22 protein-coding genes are annotated in these 25,180 nt (G+C 73.2%); 10 read left to right on the forward strand and 12 right to left on the reverse strand.

Annotated elements, in window-relative coordinates; all coding sequences use genetic code 11:
* Nucleotides 1–96: 96 nt before the first annotated feature.
* Entirely contained in the window at nt 97–798 is a 702-nt protein-coding gene (locus tag ACGF3A_RS22210) for a hypothetical protein (RefSeq protein WP_393731990.1), read from the forward strand.
* Between the two features lie 132 nt (nt 799–930).
* Here the strand turns inward: ACGF3A_RS22210 and ACGF3A_RS22215 are convergent, their stop codons facing one another.
* From ACGF3A_RS22215 to ACGF3A_RS22235, 5 genes are all read right to left on the reverse strand, one after another.
* The gene (locus ACGF3A_RS22215; protein ID WP_393731991.1) at nt 931–2,625 is read right to left on the reverse strand and encodes a bifunctional serine/threonine-protein kinase/formylglycine-generating enzyme family protein; all 1,695 of its coding nucleotides are present in this window, start codon (nt 2,623–2,625) and stop codon (nt 931–933) included.
* 2 nt (nt 2,626–2,627) lie between these two features.
* Entirely contained in the window at nt 2,628–3,515 is an 888-nt protein-coding gene (locus tag ACGF3A_RS22220) for a putative Ig domain-containing protein (RefSeq protein WP_393731992.1), read from the reverse strand.
* Nucleotides 3,512–4,663: a hypothetical protein gene (locus tag ACGF3A_RS22225; RefSeq protein WP_393731993.1), complete on the reverse strand. Its 1,152-nt coding sequence runs from the start codon at nt 4,661–4,663 to the stop codon at nt 3,512–3,514. Before ACGF3A_RS22225 ends, ACGF3A_RS22220 begins: the two co-directional genes overlap by 4 nt.
* Entirely contained in the window at nt 4,660–6,540 is a 1,881-nt protein-coding gene (locus ACGF3A_RS22230) for an FHA domain-containing protein (RefSeq protein WP_393731994.1), read from the reverse strand. The genes ACGF3A_RS22225 and ACGF3A_RS22230 overlap by 4 nt, the downstream gene beginning before the upstream one ends.
* A gap of 112 nt (nt 6,541–6,652) precedes the next feature.
* A complete protein-coding gene (locus ACGF3A_RS22235) occupies nt 6,653–7,333 on the reverse strand; it encodes a Crp/Fnr family transcriptional regulator (RefSeq protein WP_393731995.1) in 681 nt (226 codons plus the stop codon).
* A 127-nt stretch (nt 7,334–7,460) separates the two neighbouring features.
* Here ACGF3A_RS22235 and ACGF3A_RS22240 point away from each other — a divergent pair, with 127 nt between their 5' ends.
* Nucleotides 7,461–8,492, forward strand: a complete 1,032-nt coding sequence (locus ACGF3A_RS22240) for an ArsR/SmtB family transcription factor (RefSeq protein ID WP_393731996.1) — start codon at nt 7,461–7,463, stop codon at nt 8,490–8,492.
* Between the two features lie 26 nt (nt 8,493–8,518).
* Here ACGF3A_RS22240 and ACGF3A_RS22245 read toward each other — a convergent pair whose 3' ends face one another.
* Nucleotides 8,519–9,451 carry an endonuclease/exonuclease/phosphatase family protein gene (locus ACGF3A_RS22245; RefSeq protein ID WP_393731997.1) on the reverse strand — a complete coding sequence of 311 codons (933 nt, stop codon included), beginning with the start codon at nt 9,449–9,451 and terminating at the stop codon, nt 8,519–8,521.
* Nucleotides 9,452–9,766: 315 nt separating this feature from the next.
* On the opposite strand from ACGF3A_RS22245, the gene ACGF3A_RS22250 reads away from it, so the two are divergent.
* Entirely contained in the window at nt 9,767–11,878 is a 2,112-nt protein-coding gene (locus tag ACGF3A_RS22250; protein WP_393731998.1) for a GTP-binding protein, read from the forward strand.
* Here ACGF3A_RS22250 and ACGF3A_RS22255 read toward each other — a convergent pair.
* Nucleotides 11,838–13,013, reverse strand: coding sequence for an acyl-CoA dehydrogenase family protein (locus tag ACGF3A_RS22255; protein WP_393731999.1), 1,176 nt, complete (start codon nt 13,011–13,013; stop codon nt 11,838–11,840). The two genes, ACGF3A_RS22250 and ACGF3A_RS22255, sit on opposite strands and share 41 nt — an antisense overlap.
* A gap of 412 nt (nt 13,014–13,425) precedes the next feature.
* On the opposite strand from ACGF3A_RS22255, the gene ACGF3A_RS22260 reads away from it, so the two are divergent.
* Entirely contained in the window at nt 13,426–14,691 is a 1,266-nt protein-coding gene (locus ACGF3A_RS22260) for a glycoside hydrolase family 18 protein (protein ID WP_393732000.1), read from the forward strand.
* Nucleotides 14,692–14,812: 121 nt separating this feature from the next.
* Here ACGF3A_RS22260 and ACGF3A_RS22265 read toward each other — a convergent pair whose 3' ends face one another.
* Both ACGF3A_RS22265 and ACGF3A_RS22270 read right to left on the reverse strand, forming a co-directional pair.
* The gene (locus ACGF3A_RS22265; protein ID WP_393732001.1) at nt 14,813–15,079 is read right to left on the reverse strand and encodes a GlsB/YeaQ/YmgE family stress response membrane protein; all 267 of its coding nucleotides are present in this window, start codon (nt 15,077–15,079) and stop codon (nt 14,813–14,815) included.
* 85 nt (nt 15,080–15,164) lie between these two features.
* Entirely contained in the window at nt 15,165–15,818 is a 654-nt protein-coding gene (locus tag ACGF3A_RS22270) for a TetR/AcrR family transcriptional regulator (RefSeq protein WP_393732002.1), read from the reverse strand.
* Between the two features lie 176 nt (nt 15,819–15,994).
* Here ACGF3A_RS22270 and ACGF3A_RS22275 point away from each other — a divergent pair, with 176 nt between their 5' ends.
* Entirely contained in the window at nt 15,995–17,719 is a 1,725-nt protein-coding gene (locus tag ACGF3A_RS22275) for a bifunctional 3'-5' exonuclease/DNA polymerase (protein ID WP_393732003.1), read from the forward strand.
* 7 nt (nt 17,720–17,726) lie between these two features.
* Here ACGF3A_RS22275 and ACGF3A_RS22280 read toward each other — a convergent pair whose 3' ends face one another.
* Nucleotides 17,727–18,530, reverse strand: coding sequence for a methyltransferase domain-containing protein (locus ACGF3A_RS22280; protein ID WP_393732004.1), 804 nt, complete (start codon nt 18,528–18,530; stop codon nt 17,727–17,729).
* A 28-nt stretch (nt 18,531–18,558) separates the two neighbouring features.
* On the opposite strand from ACGF3A_RS22280, the gene ACGF3A_RS22285 reads away from it, so the two are divergent.
* Nucleotides 18,559–19,005, forward strand: a complete 447-nt coding sequence (locus tag ACGF3A_RS22285) for a MerR family transcriptional regulator (protein ID WP_393732005.1) — start codon at nt 18,559–18,561, stop codon at nt 19,003–19,005.
* 20 nt (nt 19,006–19,025) lie between these two features.
* Here the strand turns inward: ACGF3A_RS22285 and ACGF3A_RS22290 are convergent, their stop codons facing one another.
* Complete coding sequence (locus ACGF3A_RS22290) at nt 19,026–19,451, reverse strand: SRPBCC family protein (RefSeq protein WP_393732006.1); 426 nt, start codon at nt 19,449–19,451, stop codon at nt 19,026–19,028.
* A 149-nt stretch (nt 19,452–19,600) separates the two neighbouring features.
* Here ACGF3A_RS22290 and gndA point away from each other — a divergent pair, with 149 nt between their 5' ends.
* Complete coding sequence (gene gndA / locus ACGF3A_RS22295; RefSeq protein ID WP_393732007.1) at nt 19,601–21,043, forward strand: NADP-dependent phosphogluconate dehydrogenase; 1,443 nt, start codon at nt 19,601–19,603, stop codon at nt 21,041–21,043.
* Nucleotides 21,044–21,182: 139 nt separating this feature from the next.
* Nucleotides 21,183–21,386 carry a hypothetical protein gene (locus ACGF3A_RS22300; protein WP_393732008.1) on the forward strand — a complete coding sequence of 68 codons (204 nt, stop codon included), beginning with the start codon at nt 21,183–21,185 and terminating at the stop codon, nt 21,384–21,386.
* Here ACGF3A_RS22300 and ACGF3A_RS22305 read toward each other — a convergent pair.
* Nucleotides 21,345–22,064 (reverse strand): GNAT family N-acetyltransferase, encoded by a 720-nt coding sequence (locus tag ACGF3A_RS22305; RefSeq protein ID WP_393732009.1) that lies wholly within the window; start codon nt 22,062–22,064, stop codon nt 21,345–21,347. The genes ACGF3A_RS22300 and ACGF3A_RS22305 overlap by 42 nt on opposite strands.
* Nucleotides 22,065–22,232: 168 nt before the next feature.
* Between ACGF3A_RS22305 and ACGF3A_RS22310 the strand changes: the two genes are divergently transcribed.
* Together ACGF3A_RS22310 and htpG are read left to right on the forward strand one after the other, a co-directional pair.
* Nucleotides 22,233–23,084, forward strand: coding sequence for a TIGR02452 family protein (locus ACGF3A_RS22310; RefSeq protein WP_393732010.1), 852 nt, complete (start codon nt 22,233–22,235; stop codon nt 23,082–23,084).
* A 98-nt stretch (nt 23,085–23,182) separates the two neighbouring features.
* A complete protein-coding gene (gene htpG / locus ACGF3A_RS22315) occupies nt 23,183–25,165 on the forward strand; it encodes a molecular chaperone HtpG (RefSeq protein ID WP_393732011.1) in 1,983 nt (660 codons plus the stop codon).
* The last annotated feature ends 15 nt before the right edge of the window (nt 25,166–25,180 follow it).

The raw sequence follows: 25,180 nt of genomic DNA on the forward strand, positions 1-25,180 counted from the left end.
GCGCGCCGGTGCGAGGAAGGGGTGACGGTGTCGTACGCGAGGTGCGCGTAGGTCCCGTACGGACGGGGACCCGTGCGCCGAACCGAGGAGGCGCCCATGGCACGGTCACGGCAGTCACGGCAGTCACGGCAGTCACGGCAGTCACAAGGACACGACAGGCGCGACAGGCGCGACGAGGCGGTGGTGCGGGCCCTGCTGGAGCGGCACGGGCGGACGTACGCCGCGGAGGCGGGCATCACCCTGCGCGACACCCCCTCGCCGCTCTACCGGCTGCTGGTCCTCTCGCTGCTGCTGAGCGCCCGTATCCGCGCAGACATCGCGGTGGCCGCCTCGCGCGCGCTGTCGGACGCGGGGCTGCGGACGCCGCGGCGGATGGCGGACGCGGGCTGGCAGCGGCGGGTGGACGCACTGGGAGAGGGCGGCTACCGGCGCTACGACGAGCGCACGTCCACCCAGCTCGGGGAGGGCGCCGAACTCCTGCTGCGCGCGTACGGCGGCGATCTGCGCAAGACCCGCGGGGCCGGAGATCTCGAACGGGCGCTGCGCGAGGTGCCGGGCATCGGGCCCGTCGGCGTCGCGATCTTCCTGCGGGAGGCACAGGCGGTGTGGCCCGAGTTCCGGCCGTACCTGGACCGCAAGGCGCTGCAGGGCGCGGAGAAGCTGGGGCTGCCCGGGTCGGCGGAGAAGCTGGCGGAGCTGGTCCCGGAGGACGACCTCGCGCGGCTGGCGGCGGGACTGGTGCGGGCGGCGCTCAGCGCGGAGGTGGCGGCGGACGTACGGGAGGCGGCGGAGGTCTGACCCCCGCCGCCCCACCGCCCCCCGGTCCCCCTCGGGGCCCCCGTCTCCCCCCCTCGGGCCCCCGTTCCCCCTCGGGGCCACATCCCCCCCCGCCTCTCCCCCCTGGCTGGTCGTACGGGCGGGGGGGCAGCGCTACTCCTCCTGGCGCTCCGTCACCTTCCGTTCCTGGTAGGCGATGTCCTTCACGCAGCGGAATCCGACCGACTCGCTGTGGTAGTCGATCGCGGCACGGAGCTGCATCGACACGGCCCCGTACAGCGCCACCGGGTCGGTCCAGCCGCCGCCGCACACCGCCCTCATCTCCGGGTCGCGGCCCTGGGAGTGCGAGGCCCGGCTGTGCGAGATCCACTCGCTGACGTTCCCGGCCATGTCCGAGACGCCGAACGGCGAACGGCCGTCGGACTCACCGCGCGTGAAGGCGGCGACAGGGCTCGTGGCGAGGAACCGGTCGGGGCGGTACTGGGAGTGGTTGCACCGGTTCTCCCGCCACACGTCGCCCCACGGGTAGGTCCTGTTGTCCTTGTCGCCCCGCGCCGCCTTCTCCCACTCCATGGACAGGGGCAGCCGCTTGCCCGCCCACAGCGCGTAGCAGAGCGCGTCGCGCCAGGTCACGTGCACCACCGGGTGGTCGGGGAGCAGCGAGAGACCGACGCGCTGGTCCTTGGGCACCGGGTAGTTGGTGGCCTCGACGAACTCCGCGTACCGCTGGTTGGTGACGGGCGCGACGTCGATGTCGAAGCCGGGCACGAACACCTCGCGGGGCTCGTCGTCGGCCGGGGCGAGCTGGTCGAGGTTCTGCGGGTCGGTGTTCTGCCCGGCGGCCAGCAGCGCCTGGTGTGCCTGGTTGCGGCTCATGCCGTGGGTGAAGACGCCGGGCGGCACCCGCACCATGCCCTCCTGCGGCGGGCTGGCGTACCGCTCGTACAGCGCGGCGTGGCACACCGGGCACGTCTCCTCCGGCCGTCCCGCGGCGGCCACGAAGCCGCACGTACGGCAGAACGCCTGCTCGACCTCGCGCGCGGCCACGTCGGCCTGGAGGCCGTCGTCGCCGAGCGTGACGGCGACCTCGGCGGCCGTCGGCCGTTCCTCGGCGCGGGGCGCGAGCATGCGGGCGACGAGTTCGGGCAGGTGTGCGGGCGTGAGCGGGTGCGCCTCGCTCAGCGCGGCGGACAGCCGCTGCCCGTCGGCGCCCTCCGCCGGATAGCCGCCGGTCAGGCACTCGTAGAGGATCACGCCGAGCGCGTAGATGTCGTCGGCCGGGTGGTCGAGGGGGAGATCGTCGCGGCGCTCGGGCGAGAGATAGTCGAGCACCCCGGCGGTGAGCCCGGCCGCGTGGTGGGCGCGGGAGAGGCCCCAGTCGATGAGCTGGATCCGGTTGTCCCGGGTGAGCAGCACGTTGCTGGGCTTGAGGTCGCGGTGGCGCACGTCCCGTTCGTGCGCGAAGGCGACGGCCGAGGCGAGCTGGCCGCCCATCCGCACGGTCTGGCCCAGCGACTGCCGCCCGGCGCGGACGAGTTCACGCAGCGGCGGCCCGTCCACGTACGAGACGAACAGGACGGGCCCGAGGTCGTCCAGGTTGCGCAGCGCCAGCAGCGCGGGGGCCACGTGCGGCGCCTCGCGGAGCTGGGCGACGGTGACGCGGCACTCGTGGAAGAACGCGGTCGCCAGCGGTTCACCGGCCTGGGCCAGCACCTCGTCCTTGAGGCGCTTGAGCACCTTGCGGCCCTCGAAGTCGTCCTCCAGCACGCCGACTTCGGCGAAGCTCCCGTAGCGGACCTCCACGACGCGCTCGCCGGTCGAGAGGTCCATTCCCTTCGACAGTCCCATCTCTACGCGCCCCTCCCCTGCTGCCGGGCCCTCAAGCGGCCCACGAGACCCGGCGATCCGGCGTCGGGACCGCGTCCGAGGATGAGGACGGCGACGTACGAGGCGACCAGGAAGTACCCGAACCAGCGGACGCCCGTCCGCAGCCAGCCGAGGGCCCGCCAGAACAGCGACTCGGGCGCGTCCGCGACCGCCATCCGCACCTTCTGCCGGGCGGTCTCGCCGCTGCCGTCGGTGAGCAGCACGGTGAACGTCGACCCGCCCGCCTCCGGCCGTCCCGCCAGCGTGCCGTCCGCCGCGAACTCCAGCCCCTCGGGCGGGTCGCCCTTGACGCTCCAGCGGTACGGCGGCGTCCCGGCGCCCGCCTGGAACGCGTGCCGGTACTCGCGTCCGGCCACCGCGTCGTCGAGCAGGGTCACGGGCGTCTCGACGCGGGGCCGCACCCGCTGCTTCTCGCCCGCCCCGGCGGGACGGACGGTGAGGGCGAGGTCGGCGGAATCCGCGGAGCGGCCCGTTCCGTCGGTGACGCGGACGGCGAACCGCGCGGTGCCCTTGTGCGCGGGGGTCCCCCGCACCGTGCCGTCAACGGCGAGCCGCATGCCGTCGGGCAACCCGCCCTTGGCCGTACGCCAGGAGTAGTGGCCGTCGCCGCCCTGGACGGCGAGGGTGAGCCGGTAGGGCTGGCCCTCGACGGCGGCGGGCGCCGAGCGCGTGGTGACGCGTGGGGCCACGTCGGGGCGCCCGCCGCCGCTGATGGCGCTGATGACGCTGAGCACGATGGCCACGACCATCAGGGTGGCGATGACGATGAGCAGCATGTCCACGAAGCGCAGCTCGACCGGGTGTTCGGCCCCGCTCCGCCGCCTCCGGGTGTAGACGGGTGCGGTGATCATGCGCCGTCACCACGGAAGGGGCGCGGGGCGCTCGGCGGCGGCGTGGGCACGGGGCGCCGGGTGACCAGGAGGTCCTGGCGCATCTCGGCCTGGATGCGCTCCAGCCGCCCGTCGACCGACTGGAGGAGCGGCGCGAGCTGGCCGAGCTGGCCCAGCTGTGCCAGCCCGTCGAGCTGGCCGAGCTGTTCCAGGCGGCCGAGCTGGTCGAGGCGGGGCAGGTGGTTGAGCGGGGTGAGGTCCAGGGCGGACAGCAGCTGGGCCGAGGTCTGCACGGTGTCGCGGGTGCGGGACAGCTCCTGCTGGAGGCCGCTCAGCTCGCCGTTGAGCATGCTCGCCGCCGCGGTGCCCGCGCCCCCGCCCGTGGAGGCGGTCAGCAGCTCCAGCGTGGCCTCCTCGGTCTCCAGCAGGACGCGCTCCTCCCGCGCGTGGGTCCAGGTGAGCAGCACATGGCAGACGACGCTGGCGCTCAGCGCGAAGAGCGTCACGCCGAACGCGTCGGCGAGCGGCGGGATGACGTCCTTGACCAGGGCGTCCCGCAGCTCCGCGTAGCCGCCGGTGCCGCCCACGCTGGTGCTGAGGCCGTCGACGGCGTGCGCCATCTCGGCCGCCGTGCCCGTGAACCCGAGCGCGGGGAGCGCCCAGACGAGGGCGCGTGCCGGGCCGTAGGAGACGTCGCTGCGGGCGTGGTCCAGCTCGGAGCGGGCCGCGAGGGCGCCCTGGGCCTCGCCGGGGCCGGGGTCGCCGCCCTGGAGGAGCGCCGTGAGGCGGCGGCCGATGACCGTCTCGCGCCCCTGCGCGTCCAGCGTGCTCAGGACGGCACGGGCGAGGGCGCCCGGGGTACGGGCGGCAGGTCGTTCGGCCAGCTTCTCGCGCACCTTGGCCGTGGCGGCCTGCTCCCGCGCGGCCTGCCGCAGGCGCTGCAGGACGAAGAGCACGACCCACAGCGCGAGCGTCATGACGAGGAAGGCGATGGTGCCCATCGCGCCCTTGCCGCTGAGGAGTTCGCCGACGAACGGGAGCCCGTCGAGGAGCCCGAGGGGCACCGTCACCGCGGTGACGCCGAAGGCGATCAGGCCCGTGGTGGCGAACGAACGGGAGGTCTCACGGCCGCGCTTCCGCGTGGCGGGAGGAGGCGCCTGCGTGGTCACTGGTCTTCTCCTTGGCCGAGTTCCGGTTGGCCGAGTTCCGGCGGATTCGGTGCCGTGCCCGTGGACTGGGGGTCGCGGAATTCGAGCTGCCATCCGCGGGGCGCTCCCGCCCCGTCCGGCTGGAGCCGCACATGGATCACGTCCCCGTCGCGCAGCCGCGTGGTCTCACGGACCGGCTCGGGCCCGGAGTCGCCACGGCGGCACAGGGACGGCGGGTTGGTCCCACGGGGTACGAGCCACCACCGGCCGTCCTTGTACGTGATCCGGCAGTGGTCGCGGTGGATCAGGCCGCCGGGCCCGGAGTCCAGCGCGATGTCGGGCGGCGGGCTGCCGGGAACGGCCCTGCCGAGCGTCACCTCGGAGCGCGGGCCGCCGCTCTCGCGGAGCTGGAAGAGCAGCGCGCGGCCCTCCGGATCGGTGATGCGCAGGTGCTCGAAGTCGGTGAGGTCCGGGTCGCCCGGGAGGGGCCCGGGGTCGATGTCGCCGGCGTGGAGCTCGGCCCATTCGACGACCGTGCGGGGCACGATGCCGGGCGCGGGCTCGGCGGCGCCGCCCACCTCCAGCGCGGGGACGGGCGCGGCGCCGAGCCGCGCGAGGTGCACCTCCAGCACCCGCGCGGGGTCGGGCAGTCCGGGCTCGACGGTGAGCGCGGCGGCGGCGGCCCAGCACTCGCGCCACAGGTCGGGACGTACCGTGATCACCAGGTACGAGCCCCGGTCCACGAGGCGCGCGGCGTGGGTGCGCAGATCCTCGGCGAAGGCGCGCCCCGGCCGGTCGGTGGCCGGGTCGTTGAGGTCGAGCAGGTAGCCGCAGCCGGTGTGCAGCGGGAGCTGGCCGACGGTCGGCTCGTTCCAGTGCTTGACCACGTCCACCACGCTGATGCCGTCGCGGCGCGCGAGCTCGTCGAGCAGGTGCAGCGCGGTGGTCCTGCGCCCGCCGCGCTGCCCGACGAGCACGGTCACGTGCCGCGCGTGCAGCACGTCACGGGCGCGCGCCGCACCGGGCGGCGGGACGTACCAGGTGCGGGCCGAGGTGAGTTCGGCGCGCGGCGCGGGGTGCACGCGGGGCGCTGTGCCGGTCTCGTTGGTGTACGTGGTGTTGTTGCTGTTGATCACGTTCCGGCCCTGCACCACCGAGCCCCTGACCTCGACCCGGCCGACGTGGTTGACCGTCGCACCGGCCGCCTGCCCGGTCCGCGCCAGCTCCGCCGCCCCGTCCTCGCGGCCGTCGATGCCGCTGGTCAGGGCCGGGCCGGAGAGCAGCGGTACGTACAGCCAGGCGTCCTCGGCGAACTGCTTGACGCGGGCGCGGCAGCGCGTGAACTCCTCGGGGTTCAGGCCCGTGTAGCCCGCCTCGACCACCTCGGTGAACACGCGCTCGGAGACGGCCGCCGCCATGAACGTCAGACACGGGTCGGTGCGCCGGAGCGCCTCGCGCAGGGGCTCGCAGTCCAGCAGCCGGTGCACGTCGTTCATGGGCTTGCCCACGCCGTCGCCCGGCCGTTCCCCGCCGCTGTCGGGCAGCGGGCCGAGGTGGACGCTGACGCGCATCCGCAGCCCGCCCGCGCGGGTGGCCGGTGACTCCGCGGCCTCCTCCTCCAGCACGCGCTGGAGCCTGCCGAGGAAGGGATGGATCAGCCGAGGCGTGTGCGCGGGATCGAGGCCGAGCACGAAACCGTCGCCGGTGGCCTGCGGGAAGCGGCGTTCCTTCCACTCCAGCCCGGAGCGCCGCAAGGCCTCTTCGAGGATCCGCGGCACGGCGGCGCTGAGCCGCGTCAGTTCGCTGCTGGGGTGGCTGCTGAAGCGTTCGAGATCCACCGCGAGCACGGCGCGGTGGGGCGGGAGGTCCCGGCTGAAGCGGGGACCGATGCTGGGCATGTCCATGTGCGTCCTCGGGTGTGGTGCGACCGGACCCCCACTCTGGGCGCGCCCCCACGGGACGAGTGCCCAGAACTGTGCAGAGCCGGAAGGAATCCCCGTCGGCCCTCCGTCAGGCGCCCTCGTCGTCCTGCTCCCCGTACTTCCTGAGCTGGTCGACGTCGCGGATGTGGACGACCTGGCGGCGGATCTCCACGAGGCCGAGGCGGCGCAGGTGGCCGAGCACCTGGCCGACGGCGTTGCGCGAGGCGTTGACCACGCGCCCCAGCTCCTCGTGCGACATGCGCAGATCGACGACGGCGCCGCCCTCCCCGTCCTCGGTGCACAGCCGCAGCAGCGCCCGGGACAGCCGCTGGGCGAGCGGCAGTGCGATCAGCTCGGCCCGGTACAGCTCGGCCTCGCGCAGCCTGCCCAACGAGTGCCTCAGTACCAGGGGTTCGAGCCCGTGCTCGGCGAGGAAGCGCTCGAAGCGCACCCCCTGCACCACGCGTACCCGACAGGCCTCCACCGCGGTGACGGTCGCGGTGCGGGGCTTCTTGTCGAGCACCGCGATGTCGCCGAGCACCTCGCCCCTGTGCCGTACGGCGATGGGCAGTTCGCAGCCGTCGGGCTCCAGCATCGAGACCTTGACCCGGCCCCTGACCAGCGCCAGGATCACCTGCGCCGCCTCGCCCTGCCGCATCAGCACGTCGCCGGGGCCGTAGTCACGGGGGCAGCCCAGGTCCAGCAGCGCGTGCCAGCGCGGCGGCGAGAGCAGCGCTCCCAGCCCGGAGAGTTCCTCGGTGTGCGCCATCGCGTTCCTCCTTCTCCGCATGGTCACCGAGGGGCATCATGGCCACAAAGGCCGGAAGCTGTGGCTAACATCCCCTGTTCCGGCGGCAGTTGATCCCGTTCCTTGACATACACGGCAGGAGGACGCCGTGCTGCGCATCCATTTCACCCCCGACGACCTCGCACGCGTACGGGTCGCGGCGGAACCGGACGTGATGTGGGAGCTGGCCAACGGCGTGCAGACGCTCTTCCGGGGCGACGGCGCCCCGGTGTTCGGCGCCTGGCGCAGGGCGGTCAGGCCCCGGCTCCCCTCCCCCGCCCACCCGCTGCGCACGCTGCTGCCCGCGCGGGGGTACTCGCCGGACTTCCTCACCCCGGCGCCCTCCGCGGACCAGCACCTCTTCGACGCGGCCGTCGAGACCGTGCTGGGCACGCCCCGCGCGCGGCTGTGCGCCGACATGGGACGGCTCGCCCGGTGCCGTGACACGATCGGGTGGTTCCGGGGCCTCGCGGAGGGCGACCCCGGGACGATCGGCCGCCTCGGCGCGGCGCTGCGGCACTTCCACGAGGCGGCGCTGGCCGCGTACTGGCCCACCCTCCGGCTGCACGTCGAGGCCGACGTCCACGAGCGGCTCCAGGCGCTGCTGCGCGGCGGCACCGAGCGGCTGCTGAAGGAGCTGGGCCCCGACTTCCGCTGGCGGGCGCCCGTACTGGAGGTCCTGAGCTATCCGGCCCGCCAGGACCTGCGGCTGGCGGGCCGGGGGCTGACGCTCCAGCCGTCGTTCTTCTGTTGGCCGGGGCCGGTCAGCCTCGCCGATCCGGAGCTGCCGCCCGTACTGACGTACCCCATCCGGCACGAACCGGCCTGGGCCGGGGAGTCCGGACGCGCCGCCCCGGCGCGGCGGGCCCGCACGGCCGGACCGGCGCGGGCGGCGCATCCGCTGTGCGCGCTCATCGGCACGACCCGCGCGGGGATCCTCGCCGAGCTGTGCCGCGTCGCCCGCACCACCGGCGCCCTCGCCGACCGCGTCGGCGTCAGCGGGCCCGCGGTGAGCCAGCACCTCGCGGTGCTGCGCCGCGCCGGGCTGGCGCACTCCTTCCGCGCCCCGGGCAGGACGCTCCACGCCGCGACCCCGGAGGGCCGCGCCCTGGTCGGCCCCCCGGCTCCGCCGGACCGCTAGGTCGTGTCGTCGAAGTCCCGTCTGCCCTAGAACTCCAGGGTCGCCTGGACCGGGAGGTGGTCGCTGGGGAACTGGTCGTCGCGGGAGTAGGTGTTGATGACCGACCGGCGGACGCGGGTCTTGGGGGAGGCGAGGATCCAGTCGATGCGTTCGCCGTCGGGGATCAGGGGCTTGTAGCCGTGGAAGGTGGCGTAGAGCTTGCTGCGCTTCTCGGCGGTGTCCCAGGTGTCCACGAGCCTGCCGTCCCCGAGCAGCGTGTCGTAGACGGGGTTGCCGTGCGCCGGGACGTTGAAGTCGCCGGTGACGACGCGCGGGAGGGCCGGGTCGAGGGCGGCGAGGCGCTCGTTGACGAGGGCGGCCGACCGTTCGCGGGAGGGCTGGCTCTGGTGGTCCAGGTGGGTGTTGAGGTGGTAGAGCTGCCCGCCGGTGCGCAGGTCGCGGAAGCGGACCCAGGTGACCATACGGATGACCTTGTTGCCCCAGGTGGCCGAGCCGATCAGAGCGGGCTGGTCGGAGAGCCAGAAGTGGTCGAACTCGACCGGAACCAGTCGGTGGGTGTCGTAGAAGACGGCCATGAACTCGTCGCGGCTGCCGCCCGCGCGCCCCGTGCCGATCCAGTCGTACCGGCGGCCGAGATCGGCGGCGATGTCCTGCAGCTGCGGGTACAGCCCCTCCTGCGTCCCGATCAGATGCGGCGTCTCCTTCCGCAGCAGCGCCCGCATCACGGGCCGCCGCTCCGGCCAGCTGTGCGGCGGGGTGTCCGAGGCGTAGCGGAGGTTGAACGTCATGACGTTCAGGGCCCGGCCGTCACCGCCCCCCGGGCGTCTCTCGGGGCCCGGCGCGGCGTGCGCGGTGGCGGTCCGCGCGAGGAGCGGGAGCGCGACGGCCGCCGCGGTGGCCGTACGGATACCGGTGCGGCGGCTGAAGCGGGACGAGGGCGGCGTGGGCTCAGTGGACAACGTGACCTCCCGGGCGATTCGGGTGGGGACTTCCGGAGAGTCTCAGACGGGCGGGTGTGGGGGAAGTGGCGTGAGAGCGTCCGGTTCACGAACGGCCGGGGGCGGCCCCGGGCGATATTCGGTTGTTCCGCGGGCGCGCGCTCTGCTGCACTGCGTGGCGGCGGGGCCGCCAGGTGCCCGCGCCCCGTATCCGTACGCGTACGCGCACTCGTACGCGCACCCGTACGGCCCTCTCACGATCGGAGGCCCCCATGTGCCCCGCAGACATGTCCAGCCGGATGGGAACCGTCACCTACCTCAAGGGCATGACACTTCGTGAGTACACCTGCCAGAACACTCAACCTGGGAATCCTCGCGCACGTTGACGCGGGGAAGACGAGCCTCACCGAGCGCCTGCTGCACACCGCGGGCGTGCGCGACGAGATCGGCAGCGTCGACGCGGGCAGCACGCTGACCGATTCGCTGGCGCTGGAGCGTCGGCGCGGCATCACCGTCAAGTCCGCCGTGGCCTCGTTCGAGGCGGGCGGCGTGACCGTCAATCTGATCGACACCCCCGGCCACCCCGACTTCATCGCCGAGGTCGAGCGCGTGCTGAGCGTCCTGGACGGCGCCGTGCTCGTCGTCTCGGCCGTGGAGGGCGTGCAGCCGCAGACCCGCGTCCTGATGCGCACGCTGCGGCGGCTGCGCCTCCCCACCCTCCTCTTCGTGAACAAGATCGACCGCGCGGGAGCCCGCGAGGACGCCGTGCTGCGCGGCATCGCCGCGAAGCTGACCGACGCGAGCCTCGCGATGGGCGCGGTCCGCGCGCCGGGGACGCGCGGGGCGCGCGCGGTGCCGTACGAGGACACCGACCCCGGCTTCGTCTCGCGCATGGCGGCGGTGCTGGCCGAGCACGACGAGGAGCTGCTCGCCGCGTACGTCGAGGACGAGCGGTCCCTCTCGCCCGTACGCCTCCGTGCGGCGCTGGTGGAGCAGACGCGGCGCGCGCTCGTCCACCCGGTGTTCCCCGGCTCGGCGATCACGGGCGCCGGGATCGGCGAACTGGTCGCGGGCATCGCCGGGTTGCTGCCCGCCACCGAGGTGGCCGGGGCCGCGGCGGGCGCCCCGTCGGGCACCGTGTTCAAGGTGGCGCGCGGCCCCGCCGGGGAGAAGTCCGCGTACGTCCGCATGACGGCCGGGACCGTGCGCGTACGGGACCGGCTGCGGCTGCCGGACGGTACGGAGGAGAAGGTCACCGGCATCGAGGTCTTCGAGCGGGGCTCCGTCCTGCCGCGCCCCGAGGTGGGCGCGGGGCGCATCGGGATCCTGCGGGGGCTCAGGGGCGTACGGGTGGGCGACCGGTTGGGCGACAGGGTCGATGCCCGGGTCGGTGCCCGGCCTCTTGAGAGCGAAGACCGCGATACGGACCGGCACTTCGCCGCCCCGACCCTGGAGAGCGTCGTCGTGCCGCGCCGTCCGGACGAGAGGGGCGCGCTGCACACCGCGCTCACCCAGCTCGCCGAGCAGGACCCGCTGATCGGCCTGCGGCTGGACGAGCGGCGCGGCGAGACACGCGTCTCGCTCTACGGGGAGGTCCAGAAGGAGGTCATCGCGGAGACGCTGGCCGCCGAGTTCGGCGTCGAGGCCGACTTCCGGGAGACGACCACGCTGCACATCGAGCGCCCCGCCGGGACGGGAGAGGCCGTCGAGGTGCTGCACGCCGGGGCGAACCCGTTCCTCGCGACGGTCGGCCTGCGGGTCGCTCCGGCGCCCGTGGGCTCGGGCGTCGGCTTCCGGCTGGAGATCGAACTCGGCTCGCTGCCCTACGCGTTCGTCCGCGCGGTCGAGGAGACCGTCCGGGCGACGCTGGGGCAGGGGCTGCACGGCTGGGAGGTCACCGACTGCGTGGTGACGCTGACGCGCTCGGGCTATCTCGCGCGGCAGAGCCACGCGCACGGGACGTTCGACAAGAGCATGTCGAGCACCGCGGGCGACTTCCGGAACCTGACGCCGCTGGTCCTGATGGAGGCGCTGCGGCGGGCCGGTACGCGGGTGTGCGAGCCGGTGCACCACTTCCGGCTGGACCTCCCGGCGGAGGCGTACGGCGCGGTGCTGCCGGTGCTCTCGCGGCTGCGCGCGGTGCCGCGCACCTCGGTGACGTACGGCGACACGTATGCCGTGGAGGGCGACATCCCGGCGGCCTCGGTGCACGGGCTGGAGCGCGAGCTGCCGTCGCTCACGAGCGGCGAGGGCGTGCTGGAGACCGTCCTCGACCGCTACGAGCCGGTGCGCGGCAGCGGCAGCGGCAGCGGCAGCGACACGGCACCACCCTCCCGGCCGAGGACGGACAGCGATCCGCTCGACCGGGAGGAGTACCTGCTGCGGGTCGACAGGCGGGTGGACGTCCTCAGCGGTCGCTCTCCGGGCCCAGCAGGCGGCGCGCGATGACCATGCGCTGGATCTGGTTGGTGCCCTCGACGATCTGGAGGACCTTGGCCTCGCGCATGTAGCGCTCGACGCTGAAGTCCGCCGTGTACCCGTACCCGCCGAGGACCTGGACGGCGTCGGTGGTGACGCGCATGGCGGCGTCGGTGCAGAACAGCTTGGCCATGGCGGCCTGCTGGGAGAACTGCTTGCCCTGGTCGTGCCGCCGGGCCGCGCTCAGATAGAGGGCGCGGCCCGCCTCGATCTGGGTGGCCATGTCGGCGAGCATGAAGCGCAGGCCCTGGAAGTCGGAGATGGGGCGGCCGAACTGCGCCCGCCCCTCCGCGTACGCCAGAGCCTCGTCCAGCGCGGCCTGGGCGATGCCGATGGCGCACGCGGCCATGCCGAGGCGCCCGGAGTCGAGGGAGGCGAGGGCGATGGTGAAGCCCTGGCCCTCGTCGCCGAGACGGCGCGCGTCGGGCACCCGTACGCCGTCGAGGTGGAGCTGTCCGGTGGGCGAGCCCTTGAGGCCCATCTTCCGCTCGGGCGGCGCTGCGCTGAGGCCCTCGGCGTCGCCGGGGACGAGGAACGCGGTGATGCCGCGCGGTCCGTCCTCGCCGGTGCGGGCCATGACCGTGTAGAAGTCGGCGATCCCCGCGTGGGTGATCCACGCCTTGGTGCCGTGCAGCACCCAGTCGTTCCCGTCGCGCACCGCGCGGGTGCGCAGGGAGGCGGCGTCGGAGCCGGAGGAGGGCTCGGAGAGGCAGTAGGCGCCGAGCAGCTCGCCGCCGAGCATGGCGGGGAGGTGCTCCAGGCGCTGCTCCTTGGTGCCGAAGTGCGCGAGCCCGTAGCAGGCCAGGGCGTGCACGCTGGTGCCGAGGCCGACCGTGAGCCGGGCGGCGGCCAGCTCCTCCAGGACCTGCAGATAGACCTCGTACGGCTGCTCCCCGCCGCCGTACTCCTCCTCGTACGGCAGGCCGAGCAGGCCGGAGCGGGAGAGCAGCGAGAAGGTGTCGCGGGGGAAGCGCTCCGCCGCCTCCTCCTCGGCCGCGGTGGGCTTGATCTCGCGCTGCACCAGATCGCGTACGAGGGTCAGCAGGTCGTGCGCCTCCTCGGTGGGCAGTTCTCGTTCCACCGGCTGCGGACCGTGCTGCGGCATGGCGCGCTCTCCTTCGGTCAGGCTCGGCGGCGACGCGTCCGGGGTGTGGCACGCCGCCGTAGGGTCTCTGGCCGGGCCGGGAAGGCCCAGGGGTGTCGCTGCCCCGCCGTGATCCTCCCTCTCCGGGTCGCGAGGAGGGCTGGCCTGTGGCCGGGGCAGTTGGAGTATGCCCGATCGGACGCCTCGCGTCACCGGCTGACGGGTGTGAACCGGCCCCTGACCGGCGGCTCAGCGGCAGCGACGGACGGGAATTGGTCCGAACCATTGACGCACTGGTCTAGTCCTTCTAGATTCCGCCGTGGAGAACGCAAGTCGTGTCCATGCCACAACCCCACCGCATCACCCCACCCCCGGCAGCGGACACGGCGCGCGGAACTGAGCACCCCCCACTCCCCCACACGCGAGGAGAATCATGCTCGGAACCGAGAAGAGACGGTCACGTCGGCGGTCGTTCGGCGGGCGCCGCAAGCTGTTCGCCGTGATCGGCGCCGCCTGCGCGGCGGTTCTCGCCACCACGATGCTGACGGTCAACGCCTCGGCGGGCCAGAAAGAGGCCCCCGCCAAGCCCTCGGCCTCGGCCGCCGGGAAGAACGTCGGCTACTTCACCAACTGGGGCGTCTACCAGCGCAACTACCACGTCAAGAACATCGAGACGTCCGGCTCGGCCGACAAGCTCACGCACATCAACTACGCCTTCGGGAACGTGCAGGGCGGCAAGTGCACGGTCGGCGACAGCTTCGCCGACTACGAGAAGACGTACACGGCCGAGGAGAGCGTCGACGGCCAGGCCGACACCTGGGACCAGCCGGTGAAGGGCAACTTCAACCAGTTGCTCAAGCTGAAGAAGAAGCACCCGGACCTGAAGATCCTCTGGTCGTTCGGCGGCTGGACCTGGTCCGGCGGATTCGGTGAGGCGGCCAAGAACCCCGAGGCCTTCGCCGAGTCCTGCTTCAACCTGCTCAACGACGAGCGCTGGAAGGGCCTGTTCGACGGCATCGACATCGACTGGGAGTACCCCAACACCTGTGGTCTGACCTGTGACACCAGCGGCAAGGACGCCTTCGCCAACCTGCTGAAGGCGCTCCGGGGCAAGTTCGGCGACAAGCTGATCACCGCCGCCATCACGGCCGACGCCTCCGACGGCGGAAAGATGGACCAGGCCGACTACAAGGGCGCCTCCCAGTACGTCGACTGGTATCTGCCCATGACGTACGACTACTTCGGCGGCTGGGACGCGCAGGGGCCGACGGCTCCGCACTCCCCGCTCACCAAGTACGACGGCATCCCGAAGGAGGGGTTCAACACCGAGGACACCATCGCCAAGCTCAAGAAGCTCGGCGTCCCCGGCGACAAGCTGCTCTACGGCCTCGGCTTCTACGGCCGCGGCTGGACCGGCGTCAAGCAGTCCGAGCCCGGCGGGACGGCGACGGGTCCGGCGCCCGGCAAGTACGAGGCGGGCATCGACGACTACAAGGAGCTCAAGGGCAAGTGCCCGGCCACCGGCAAGGTGGGCGGCACGGCCTACGCGCACTGCGGCGAGCAGTGGTGGAGCTACGACACCCCGGAGACGATCGGCGCCAAGGGGGACTGGGCGGCACAGCAGGGGCTGGGCGGCACGTTCTTCTGGGAGCTGAGCGGCGACACCCCGGACGGTGAGCTGATCAAGGCCATCAAGTAACGGCCGTCGGCCGTCGAGCAGAGACCCCTGGCCGGGTCGCCCATGGCGTGGCCCCGGAGCACGCACCGCTCCGGGGCCACGCCCACGCCTGATTCCGGTCGCGGACAGTCAGCCGCGACCGTCAGCGGCGGGGGGCCTTGGCCCGGTCCAGCGCACCGACGCCGACCGCGGCCAGGACGACCTGGATGGCGAGCTCGATCCAGTCGATGCCCCTGGTGTCCGCGACTCCGAGTCCCCCGGCGATGGCGGTACCGATCAGTGCCGCGACGATGCCGACGAGGAGTGTCCAGAGCAGGCCGACCCGCTGCCGCCCTGGCAGCACGAGCCGCCCCAGCGCGCCGATGATGAGACCGATCACGATCGCGCTGATGATGCCTGAGATATCCATGGCTTCCCTTTCAGCCTTTTTGCGCTGATCCCATGGATACGAGTGTCCTCCTCGGGCGGCGGTATGTCGGTTCGGGATGCGCCAATCAGCGTCCGTACGGGGGCGCGGGGAAGTCCGGCTCGAACTCCTCGATGGCCTCCAGGGTCGCGCGCAGGGTGCGCACCAGCAGGTCACGCACCGCGTCGCGCGGCAGCTCCCGGCGGCCGAGCCAGTCCAGGGTGACCCCGTCCACCGAGGAGAGCCAGCCGATCAGGGCCGACCGGACGAGCGGCGGGACGTCCGTGGTCCCCCACGCGCCCTCCGCGATGGTGCCGAGCAGCCGCTCGCGGACCTCGTCCCGCAGGGCGAGGACCTGCGTGTCGTGGCCCACTCCCCCGGTGACGATGGTGCGGTAGGCGGCCTGGTGGTGCTCGGCGTAGCGCAGGTATCCGTCGACCGTACGGTGGACGCGCTCGGCGGGCGGGAGGTCCTGGTCACCGGCGGCGCGCAGGACGAGCCCGGCGACGGCGTCCTCGATGATCGCGAGGTAGTAGCCCCGTTTGCTGGTGAAGTAGTAGTAGATCAGCCCCTTGGCGACGCCCGCGTGCCGGGCGATGTCGTCCATGGAGAGGGCGTCGTAGGACGTGTCGGCGAACAGCTTGCGGCCCGTCGCGAGAAGTTCGGCGCGGCGTGCCCGCGAGCGCTCCGTGCCCCGGGAGGCGGGCGCGGGTCCCGCCGCGCCCTGCTGTCTGTCGTCCAAGACCGTCCCTGCTGTCCGGAGTCTCCAAGTGCCAGGAAATGACCGCAGTATGACAGACCGTCATCATCCGAGGTTGTCCGGGATATCCCCATGGATCGTGCGGTGCACGCCTCTGACGCATATGGCGTGGGTCACCATCACCGGGATTGTCAGTCCCCCCTGCCACACTCGCTGACATGACCGAGAGTGCCGAGGATGTCCGGCCCCAGGGGCGGTGGGCGCTCGCCGAGACCGCCGGGGGCCGCGCCCTGGTGTGCCCGCTGGACGGCGAGGGCCGCCCGGCGGGGCCCGTGCGCGCCGAGGAGTCGCCCGCGGCGGCCGTGCGGGCGCGCCCGGAGGTCGCGCGCTGGGTGTGGCGCTCGACGGCCGCGGTCTATCCCGCGCTGCTCGCGGCGGACCTGCGCGTGGAGAGGTGTTACGACGTGGAGGCGGCCGAGGCCCTGCTCCTCGGCCACGAGGGGCTGGCGGGCCGCCCCCGCTCCCTCCCCGCCGCCTGGGCACGGCTGCACCGGCTGCCGGAGCCGCCCGATCCGCCGCCGGTCTCGCGGGAGACGGACCCGCAGCCCTCGCTGTTCGAGGCGGGCCCGGTGCCGCTCCCGGAGGGCGTGGACCCCCTGGAGGCGCTCGTGGAGGTGTACGGCTCGCAGCTCGCCCGGACCCGCGAGGCCGCCCACCCCGACCGGATGCGGCTCCTGCTGGCGGGCGAGTCGGCGGGGACGCTGGTGGCGGCCGAGATGAGCAGGACCGGCGTCCCCTGGCGGGCCGACCTGCACCGCGAGCTGCTGGACGAGCTGCTCGGCGAGCGGTATGCGGGCGGCGGGCTGCCCCGGCGGCTGGTGGAGCTGGAGGAGGAGGTCTCGCGTGCCTTCGGGCCCGGCGCGCGGGTGCGGCCCGATCTGCCCGCCGAGGTGCTCCAGGCGTTCGCGCGGGCGGGCGTCCGGCTCGGCTCGACGCGCGCCTGGGAGCTGGAGAAGGTCGACCACCCGGCCGTCGCCCCCCTGCTGCGCTACAAGAAGCTGTACCGGCTGTACACGGCGCACGGCTGGACCTGGCTCCGTTCCTGGGTGCGCGACGGCAGGTTCCGCGCGGAGTACGTGCCGGGAGGGGCCGCCTCGGGCCGCTGGACGACGAACGGGGGCGGGGCGCTCCAGATCCCCAAGGTCGTGCGGCGCGCCGTCGTAGCGGACCCGGGGTGGCGGCTGGTGGTGGCGGACGCGGCGCAGATGGAGCCGCGCGTCCTGGCGGCCGTCTCCGGCGACCCGGGCCTGATGGCGGCGGCCTCCACCGAGCAGGACCTCTACACGGCGCTGTCCGAGCGCGCCTTCTCCGGCGACCGCGACCAGGCCAAGCTGGCGCTGCTCGGCGCGATCTACGGACAGACGAGCGGCGACGGCCTGCGCAACCTGGCGGCGCTCCGCAAGCGTTTCCCCGCCGCCGTGGCGTACGTGGACGAGGCGGCCCGCGCGGGCGAGGAGGGCCGCCTGGTCCGCACGTACCTGGGCCGCACCTGCCCGCCCGCCGGGACGGAGGACGAGGACGGGCCCGCGGCGCCGGAGGCGGACGGCGGGGGTGAGGGCGACGGCGCCGGCCCGCGCCGCACCGAGGCGGGCGCCCGCGCCCGTGGCCGCTTCACCCGGAACTTCGTGGTCCAGGGCAGCGCCGCCGACTGGGCCGTCCTGATGCTCGCGGCGCTGCGCCAGCGCCTCGCCGGGACGGCCTGCGAGCTGGTCTTCTTCCAGCACGACGAGGTCATCGTGCACTGCCCAGCCGAGGAGGCGGAGCGGGTGACCGGGGCGATCCGCGCGGCGGGCGCCCAGGCCACGCGCGTGGTCTTCGGCGAGATACCGGTCAATTTCGCCTTCTCGACGGCCGTCGTGGAGTGCTACGCCGAGGCGAAGTAGCCCCGGCTCACGCCGTAGGCGCCCGGCCGGTGGGCGCCCGGCCCGCCGCCATGAAGAAGGGGAGGGCGAGGAAGAGACGGTCGGCCGTGGCGCGGTGCCGCTGTTCGCGGTGCCAGCGGTCGGCGGCCGCCGCGGTCACCGCTCCGCTCGCGACTCCGGCGCGTGCGTGACCTTCCAGGTACGGCAGCGCGGCCTCGCCGGTGAGGATCCATGTGCGGGCCTCGGCGTGGACGTCCTGGAAGCCCGCGTCGAGGAGCAGGTTGCGGTAGCCGCGCGCGGCGCGCGGGAAGGGCAGTTCGGCGGACCGGGCACGGACGAGGGCCCGGGTGAGCTCGGGGTCGTCCGCGTCGAGGAGGAACGCGTCCCAGTCGTGACCGAGGAGACAGACCCGCCCCCGGCCCGGCGCCAGTACGCGGCGGGCCTCGGCCAGGGCCGCCGCCGGGTCGGGCAGCGCGTGGTAGAGCTTGTCGGCGCGGTAGCCGTCGAGCGTGCCGTCGCCGTACGGCAGTTGGAGCGCGTCGGCCTCGTGGAAGCGGGCCCCGGGCCACCGCTCGCGGGCGAGGGCGAGCATCGCGGCGTCGGTGTCGGCGCCCTCGGCGCGGGCCCCGGCCCCGGCCATCTCGCCGACGGCGCGGCCGGTTCCGCAGCCGACGTCGAGGACGCGCGCGCCCGGCCGTTCCCGGACGCCGAGCAGCTCGTACGAGCGTCGCCGCAGCGCCTCCGCCTCGGGCGCGGCGTCGACGCGGTCGAGCAGTTCCACGAGGCGGGGAGGGGCCGGAAAGGGAGCTGAGGTGTGCTGGTCCTTGGACATGCCGTTCAGGCTGCGACTTAATGTCGGCATGAGGTCAACAGCGCGCCGCGCGGCGGAAGTCGGCATCGGGGAGATCGCCCACGAGTTCGGACTCGCCCCGCACGTGCTGCGCCACTGGGAGGCGTCCGGGCTGCTCAGTCCGCCGCGCGACGGCGCGGGCCGCCGCCGCTACGGGGACGCGGAGCGCGTACGGGTGGCGGTCGTGCTGCGCGCCAAGGAGGCGGGCATGGGTCTGGAGGCGATTCGGGCCCTGCTCACGCGCGGCGATCCGGCCACGCAGCGTGCGACCCTGCGGGCCCAGCGCGACGTGCTGCGCGAGCGCGCCGCCCGTACGCGTGCCGAGCTGGAGCTGGTGGAGCACGCGCTGGACTGCGCGCACGAGGACCTCACGGACTGTCCCCGCTTCCAGGAGCTGGTGCGGGAGCGCGCGGGCGTCCCGGAGCCGGACACCGCCCGCCTCCTGAGCGAGCTGTAGGACGCTCGTACGTTCGCGGGTCAGCCCTCAAGCAGCTCCTTGAGCCGGGCCAGGTCGGCGGCGACCATCCCGGCGTCGCGTGCGAAGTCGGCGTCGGTCATCTCCGGCTGGCGGCGGAGGGTGAAGACGACCTCGCTCTCCGTGCCGTCGGCGATCACCCGTACGGGGTTGTGGACGGTCTTCCCCGACGGCAGTGTGACGTCGTGGTCGAGGACGCCCAGCTCGTTGAGGGGCACGAAGTCGACCACGACCCGGCCCAGGGGGGACGACTCCGCGACCCACCGGCCGCCGGTCTTCGTCAGGGAGCGGCCCAGGCCGTGGGCCCACGCGGGCATGTTCTCCGGGACGCTGGCGAAGGCGTAGACGTCCTCGGCGGGGCGGCGAATGCGTACGCCGATGTGACGGGACTCCGTGTTCTCGCTGTTCTCGGTGTTCTCGGTGCTCATGGCCGCGACGGTAGCCGTGCGTGATCGCCGCCGTCTTGAACGAATCGGCCGTGCGAGGCGTATTCCGGCGGCACGCGGGACCATCGGAGGACGGGGAGAACGGGGAGAACGGACAGACGACGGGAACGGCGGAAGGGATGCGGGGAACCATGAGTGGTGGCAGGGCTCAGATCGGCGTCACAGGGCTGGCCGTGATGGGGCGCAATCTCGCCCGCAACTTCGCACGGAACGGCTATACGGTCGCCGTGCACAACCGGACGTACGGCAGGACGCGCGACCTGGTCGAACAGTTCGGCGGCGAGGGCGACTTCGTACCGGCCGAGACGGCCGAGGAGTTCGTGGCCGCGCTCGAACGGCCACGGCGGGTCATGATCATGGTGAAGGCGGGCGGGCCGACGGACACCGTGATCGAGGAGTTCGCGGAGCTGCTGGAGCCGGGCGACGTGATCATCGACGGCGGGAACGCGCACTTCGAGGACACCCGCCGCCGCGAGGCGGCCCTGCGCGAGCGCGGCCTGCACTTCGTCGGCACGGGCGTCTCGGGCGGCGAGGAGGGCGCGCTGAACGGGCCGAGCATCATGCCGGGCGGCTCGCCCGAGTCGTACGAGTCGCTGGGCCCGATGCTGGAGCGGATCGCGGCCCGCGCGCCGGACGGCACCCCGTGCACGACCCACGTCGGCCCGGACGGCGCCGGTCACTTCGTGAAGATGGTGCACAACGGCATCGAGTACGCGGACATGCAGCTCATCGCGGAGGCCTACCAGCTCCTACGCGACGTCGCCGGTTACCCGCCCGCCGAGATCGCGGAGATCTTCCGCGGCTGGAACGAGGGGCGCCTCGGCTCGTACCTCATCGAGATCACCGCCGACGTCCTCACCCACACCGACGCGGCCACCGGCGAGCCCTTCGTGGACGTCGTCGCGGACCGCGCGGAGCAGAAGGGCACCGGGCGCTGGACCGTGCAGACGGCGCTGGGCCTCGGGACGCCGGTGCCGGGGATCGCCGAGGCGGTCTTCGCCCGGTCGCTCTCCGGCCACACGGAGCTGCGTACGGCGGCGTCCCCACTGCCCGGCCCGCAGCGGGCGCTGCTGGGCCGCGACGAGGCGGCGGACTTCGCCGACCAGGTCGAACGGTCGCTGTACGCGTCGAAGGTCATCTCCTACGCGCAGGGCTGGGACATGATCCGCGCGGGCAGCGAGGAGTACGGCTGGCACATCGACCTGGCCGACGTGGCCGCGATCTGGCGCGCCGGGTGCATCATCCGGGCCCGGTTCCTCGACCGGATCCGCGCCGCCTTCACCAGCGACCCCTGGCTGCCGACGCTGCTGGCCGACCCGGAGTTCGCGAAGGAGCTGGGCGAGGCGCAGTACGCCTGGCGCGACGTGGCCGCCACCTCGGCCCGGCACGGCGTCCCGGCGCCCGGCATGTCCAGCGCGCTGGCGTACTACGACGCGCTGCGCGCCCCCCGGCTGCCCGCCGCGCTCATCCAGGCGCAGCGGGACTTCTTCGGGGCGCACACCTATCAGCGCACCGACCGGGAGGGCACGTTCCACACGCTCTGGGGCGAGGACAGGAGCGAGGTCCGTATGTAGCCACCGCGTATGTAGCCACCGCGTTTGTAACCACCGCGTTCCAGGCACAGCCCAGGGGCAACGTTCCGTCGCTCTCCCCACGTCTTTACGATCATCGAAAAGGCGCTCCACGAGGGATGCGCGGAACAGGGGGTTTGCCATGGCGGACGGATGCCGGGACTGCGCGACGTGCACGAAGTCGTGGCTGGGCAGGGTCGCGCAGAAGCTGGCCGTCGGCCTGCTGTACCTGGTCACGATCGGCATCGCGTTCCTGGTCAAGAAGGGCGTGATGCGGCACTGCCCGCAGTGCCGCCACCTGCTGTCAGGCCACGCGCGCCGCGCCGACGGCTCGTTCCGCGACTGAGGAGGCGGCCTCGGCCGCGGTGACGCCGTCCGCTGCGGCGTCCTCCGCCGTGCGGAAGAGGTCGGTCTGCGGGGACACCACGCGCCAGCCGAGCGCGGTGTAGAGGGCCCGGCCGTCGTCGGTCGCGGCGAGGACGGCGTCCTGGACGCCCGCCTCCAGCGCGGCGTTCCCCAGCACGCCCATGACGAGGCGGCCGAGGCCCCGGCGCTGGTGCGCCTCCACCGTCTCTATCTGGTCGACGACGGCGGTACGGCCGCCGCCCGGCAGGCCGATCTGCCCGCGTGCCGCCGGACCGCCGTCGGGCGCGCGCACGACGACGCGGACGACGCCCCCGCGCTCCCAGAGCCGCACCTCGTACCCCTCGGGGACGGCCGTGGTGTCGGCCGCGGCGAACGTGGTCGTCATCAGATACCCCGGGTCGCCGATCGTCCAGCCCGGCGCGATCCACTCACGGACCACCTCCGGCTCCTCGAAGACGGCGAGCCACACGCCCGAGCCCGCGATGCTGCCGGTCAGCTCGCGCACGCGTGCCTCGTCGGGCTCCGCCAGCACGTACCGGGCCGCCTTGTGGAAGGGGCCGATGTCGTAGTAGAAGCCCCACTCCTCCTCGACGGGCGGTGAGGCGCCGCGCGACACGACCCATCCCTCGACCCACGCCCGTACGATCTCCCGGTCCATCGGCCTCTCCTTCGGCGCGTAATAGTCAGTCAACGAGTGGGCACATTACACACCATCGGCGCCGCAGGCCCCTGAAATATCGTTCGAGACGGACGGCGTACGCGGCTACGGTGCGGTCATGTTCGTCAACCAGCGGCAGTGGCGCCGGAGAAGCCCGGAGGTGGCGGGATGAGCGCGCGGATGCGGGCCCTCGCCAAGGAGACCGAGGACATCGTGGAGCGCGGCTGGTACGCCACGGCGGACGGGCGGCGCGCGGAGGTCGGCGAGGCGGCCGGACGGGCACGGGCCCGCACCCGCCTGCACGGCCCCGACCCCCTCCCCGACCCCGAACCGGTCCCCCGGGGCGACGCTCGTACGGTCGTCGAGGTGACCGGCGAGGGCAGCCTGCGGGCCGCGCGCCGGCTCACGGAGGAGACCGGACTCCCCGTCGCCGTCCTGAACTTCGCCTCGGCCCGCAACCCCGGAGGCGGCTATCTCAACGGGGCGCAGGCGCAGGAGGAGGCGCTGTGCCGGGGCTCGGCGCTCTACCGCTGCCTGCGCGAGGCGCCGGACTTCTACGCGGCGCACCGGGCCGACCGCAGCCCCTTCTACAGCGACCGGGTGATCCACTCCCCGGGCGTGCCGGTCTTCAGGGACGACGCGGGCACCCTGCTGGAGGCCCCGTTCACCGCCGACTTCCTGACCTCCCCGGCGCCCAACGCGGGCGTCGTCGCGCGCCAGGCCCCGGACCGGTCCGCCGAGGTCCCCGCCGCGCTGCGGCGCCGCGCCGGTCAGGTGCTGCGCGTGGCCGCCGCCTCGGGCGCCCGCGCCCTGGTGCTGGGCGCCTGGGGCTGCGGCGTGTTCCGCAACAGACCCGCCGACGTCGCCGCGGCCTTCGACGCGCACCTGCGCGGCGGCGGCCCGCTCACCGGCGCCTTCGACCACGTCACCTTCGCGGTCCTGGACCGCCGGGAGCCCTCGCCGACACGGGAGCCGTTCCGCGCGGTGTTCGGCCCGGAGTCCGACGCGATGTCGGAGTGAGTGGCACTCCCCCGCCCGGAAAAGGCAAGATCTGGTCCGACGGGAGGCGGGGGACGCCTCCCTGACGTGAGGTCAGAGGCACTCTGGGGAGGATCGCCGTGAGCGGCAAGGTCGAGACGCATGAATTCCAGGCCGAGTCCCGTCAGCTGTTGGAGCTGGTGGTGCACTCGATCTACTCCAACAAGGACGTCTTCCTGCGGGAGTTGATCTCCAACGCCTCAGACGCGCTGGACAAGCTGCGCCTGGAGTCCCTGCGGGACAGCGACCTCGAAGCGGACACGTCGGACCTCCACATCGCGCTGGAGGCCGACCCCGAAGCCCGCACCCTGACCGTACGGGACAACGGCATCGGCATGTCGCGCGAGGAGGTCATGAGCCTCATCGGCACCATCGCGAAGTCCGGCACGGCCGAGTTCGCCCGCAAGCTGAAGGAGGCGAACGAGAGCCAGGACGCCGCCGCCTCCGCCGACCTCATCGGCAGCTTCGGCGTCGGCTTCTACTCCACGTTCATGGTCGCCGACAAGGTCACCCTGGTGACCCGGCGCGCGGGCGAGCGGGAGGGCACCCGCTGGGAGTCGGCGGGCGAGGGCACGTACGAGCTGACGGCCCTCGACGACGCGCCGCAGGGCACCTCGGTGACGCTGCACCTGCAGCCCGAGGACGCCGAGAACCATCTGTTCGACTACACGGACACCGGCCGGCTGCGGCAGATCGTCCGCAAGCACTCGGACTTCATCCCGTGGCCCGTACGGACGACGGTGGAGCGCCCCGGTGAGAGCGCGAGCGAGGACGGAGGCGAGGGCGAGGACGGGACCGCCGAGCCCGAGCGGACCGTCGAGACCCTCAACTCGATGAAGGCGCTGTGGGCCCGCCCCGCCGACGACATCTCCGAGGACGAGTACAAGGAGTTCTACAAGCACGTCAGCCACGACTGGACGGACCCGCTGGAGACCGTCCACACGCGTGCGGAGGGCACCTTCGAGTACCAGGCGGTGCTCTTCATCCCGTCCCACGCGCCGCTGGACCTGTACCAGAAGGGCAGCCGCAGCGGGGTGCACCTGTACGTGCGGCGGGTGTTCATCATGGACGACTGCGCCTCGCTGCTCCCCGACTACCTGCGGTTCGTCAAGGGCGTCGTCGACGCGCAGGACCTGTCGCTGAACGTCTCCCGGGAGGCCCTCCAGCAGGACCGGCAGATCCAGCTCATGCACCGCAGGCTGGTGAAGAAGATCCTCTCGGCGGTCAAGTCGCTGCGCGGGAAGGACGCCGAGCGCTACCGGACGTTCTGGCGGGAGTTCGGCCCGGCGATGAAGGAGGGCCTGCTCTCCGACTTCGACAATCGCGAGACCCTCCTCGACCTCGCCTCCTTCCCCTCCACCCACGACCCGAAGGAGCAGACGGGCCTGCGGGACTACGTGTCGCGGATGAAGGAGGGCCAGGAGCACATCTACTTCCTCACCGGCGAGTCGCGCACCCGGCTGGAGAACAGCCCGCACATCGAGGCGTTCCAGGCCAAGGGGTACGAGGTGCTGCTGCTCACCGACCCCGTGGACGAGGTGTGGGTGGAGCAGATCCGTGAGTTCGACGGCACCCCGCTCCAGTCGATCGCCAAGGGCCAGGTCGACCTGGACGGGACGGACGGCTCCAAGGACGGCGAGGACGGTGAGAACGCGGCGAAGAGCGCCGAGGAGCAGCAGCGCGAGACGGACTTCGCACCGCTGCTCGGCTGGCTGGGCACCGCGCTGGGCGAGGACGTGAAGTCGGTGCGGCTCTCCTCGCGGCTGACCACGTCCCCGGCCTGCGTCGTCGGCGACGCCCACGACATCACCCCGAACCTGGAGAAGATGTACCGGGCGATGGGCCAGGAGCTGCCGCCCATCAAGCGCATCCTGGAGATCAACCCCGGCCACCCGCTGGTGACGGGCCTCAAGGACGCCCACGCCGCGAACGCGGAGGACCCGGCCCTCGACGAGACCGCCGAGCTGCTGTACGGGATGGCGCTGCTGGCCGAGGGCGGCGAACTCGCGGACCCGGCACGCTTCACCCGCCTCCTGGCGAACCGCCTGGCAGCGGGGCTCTAGGTCGCGTCTTCAAAG

This window comes from Streptomyces sp. NPDC048172, from assembly GCF_043202595.1.
Classification (GTDB): Bacteria; Actinomycetota; Actinomycetes; order Streptomycetales; family Streptomycetaceae; genus Streptomyces.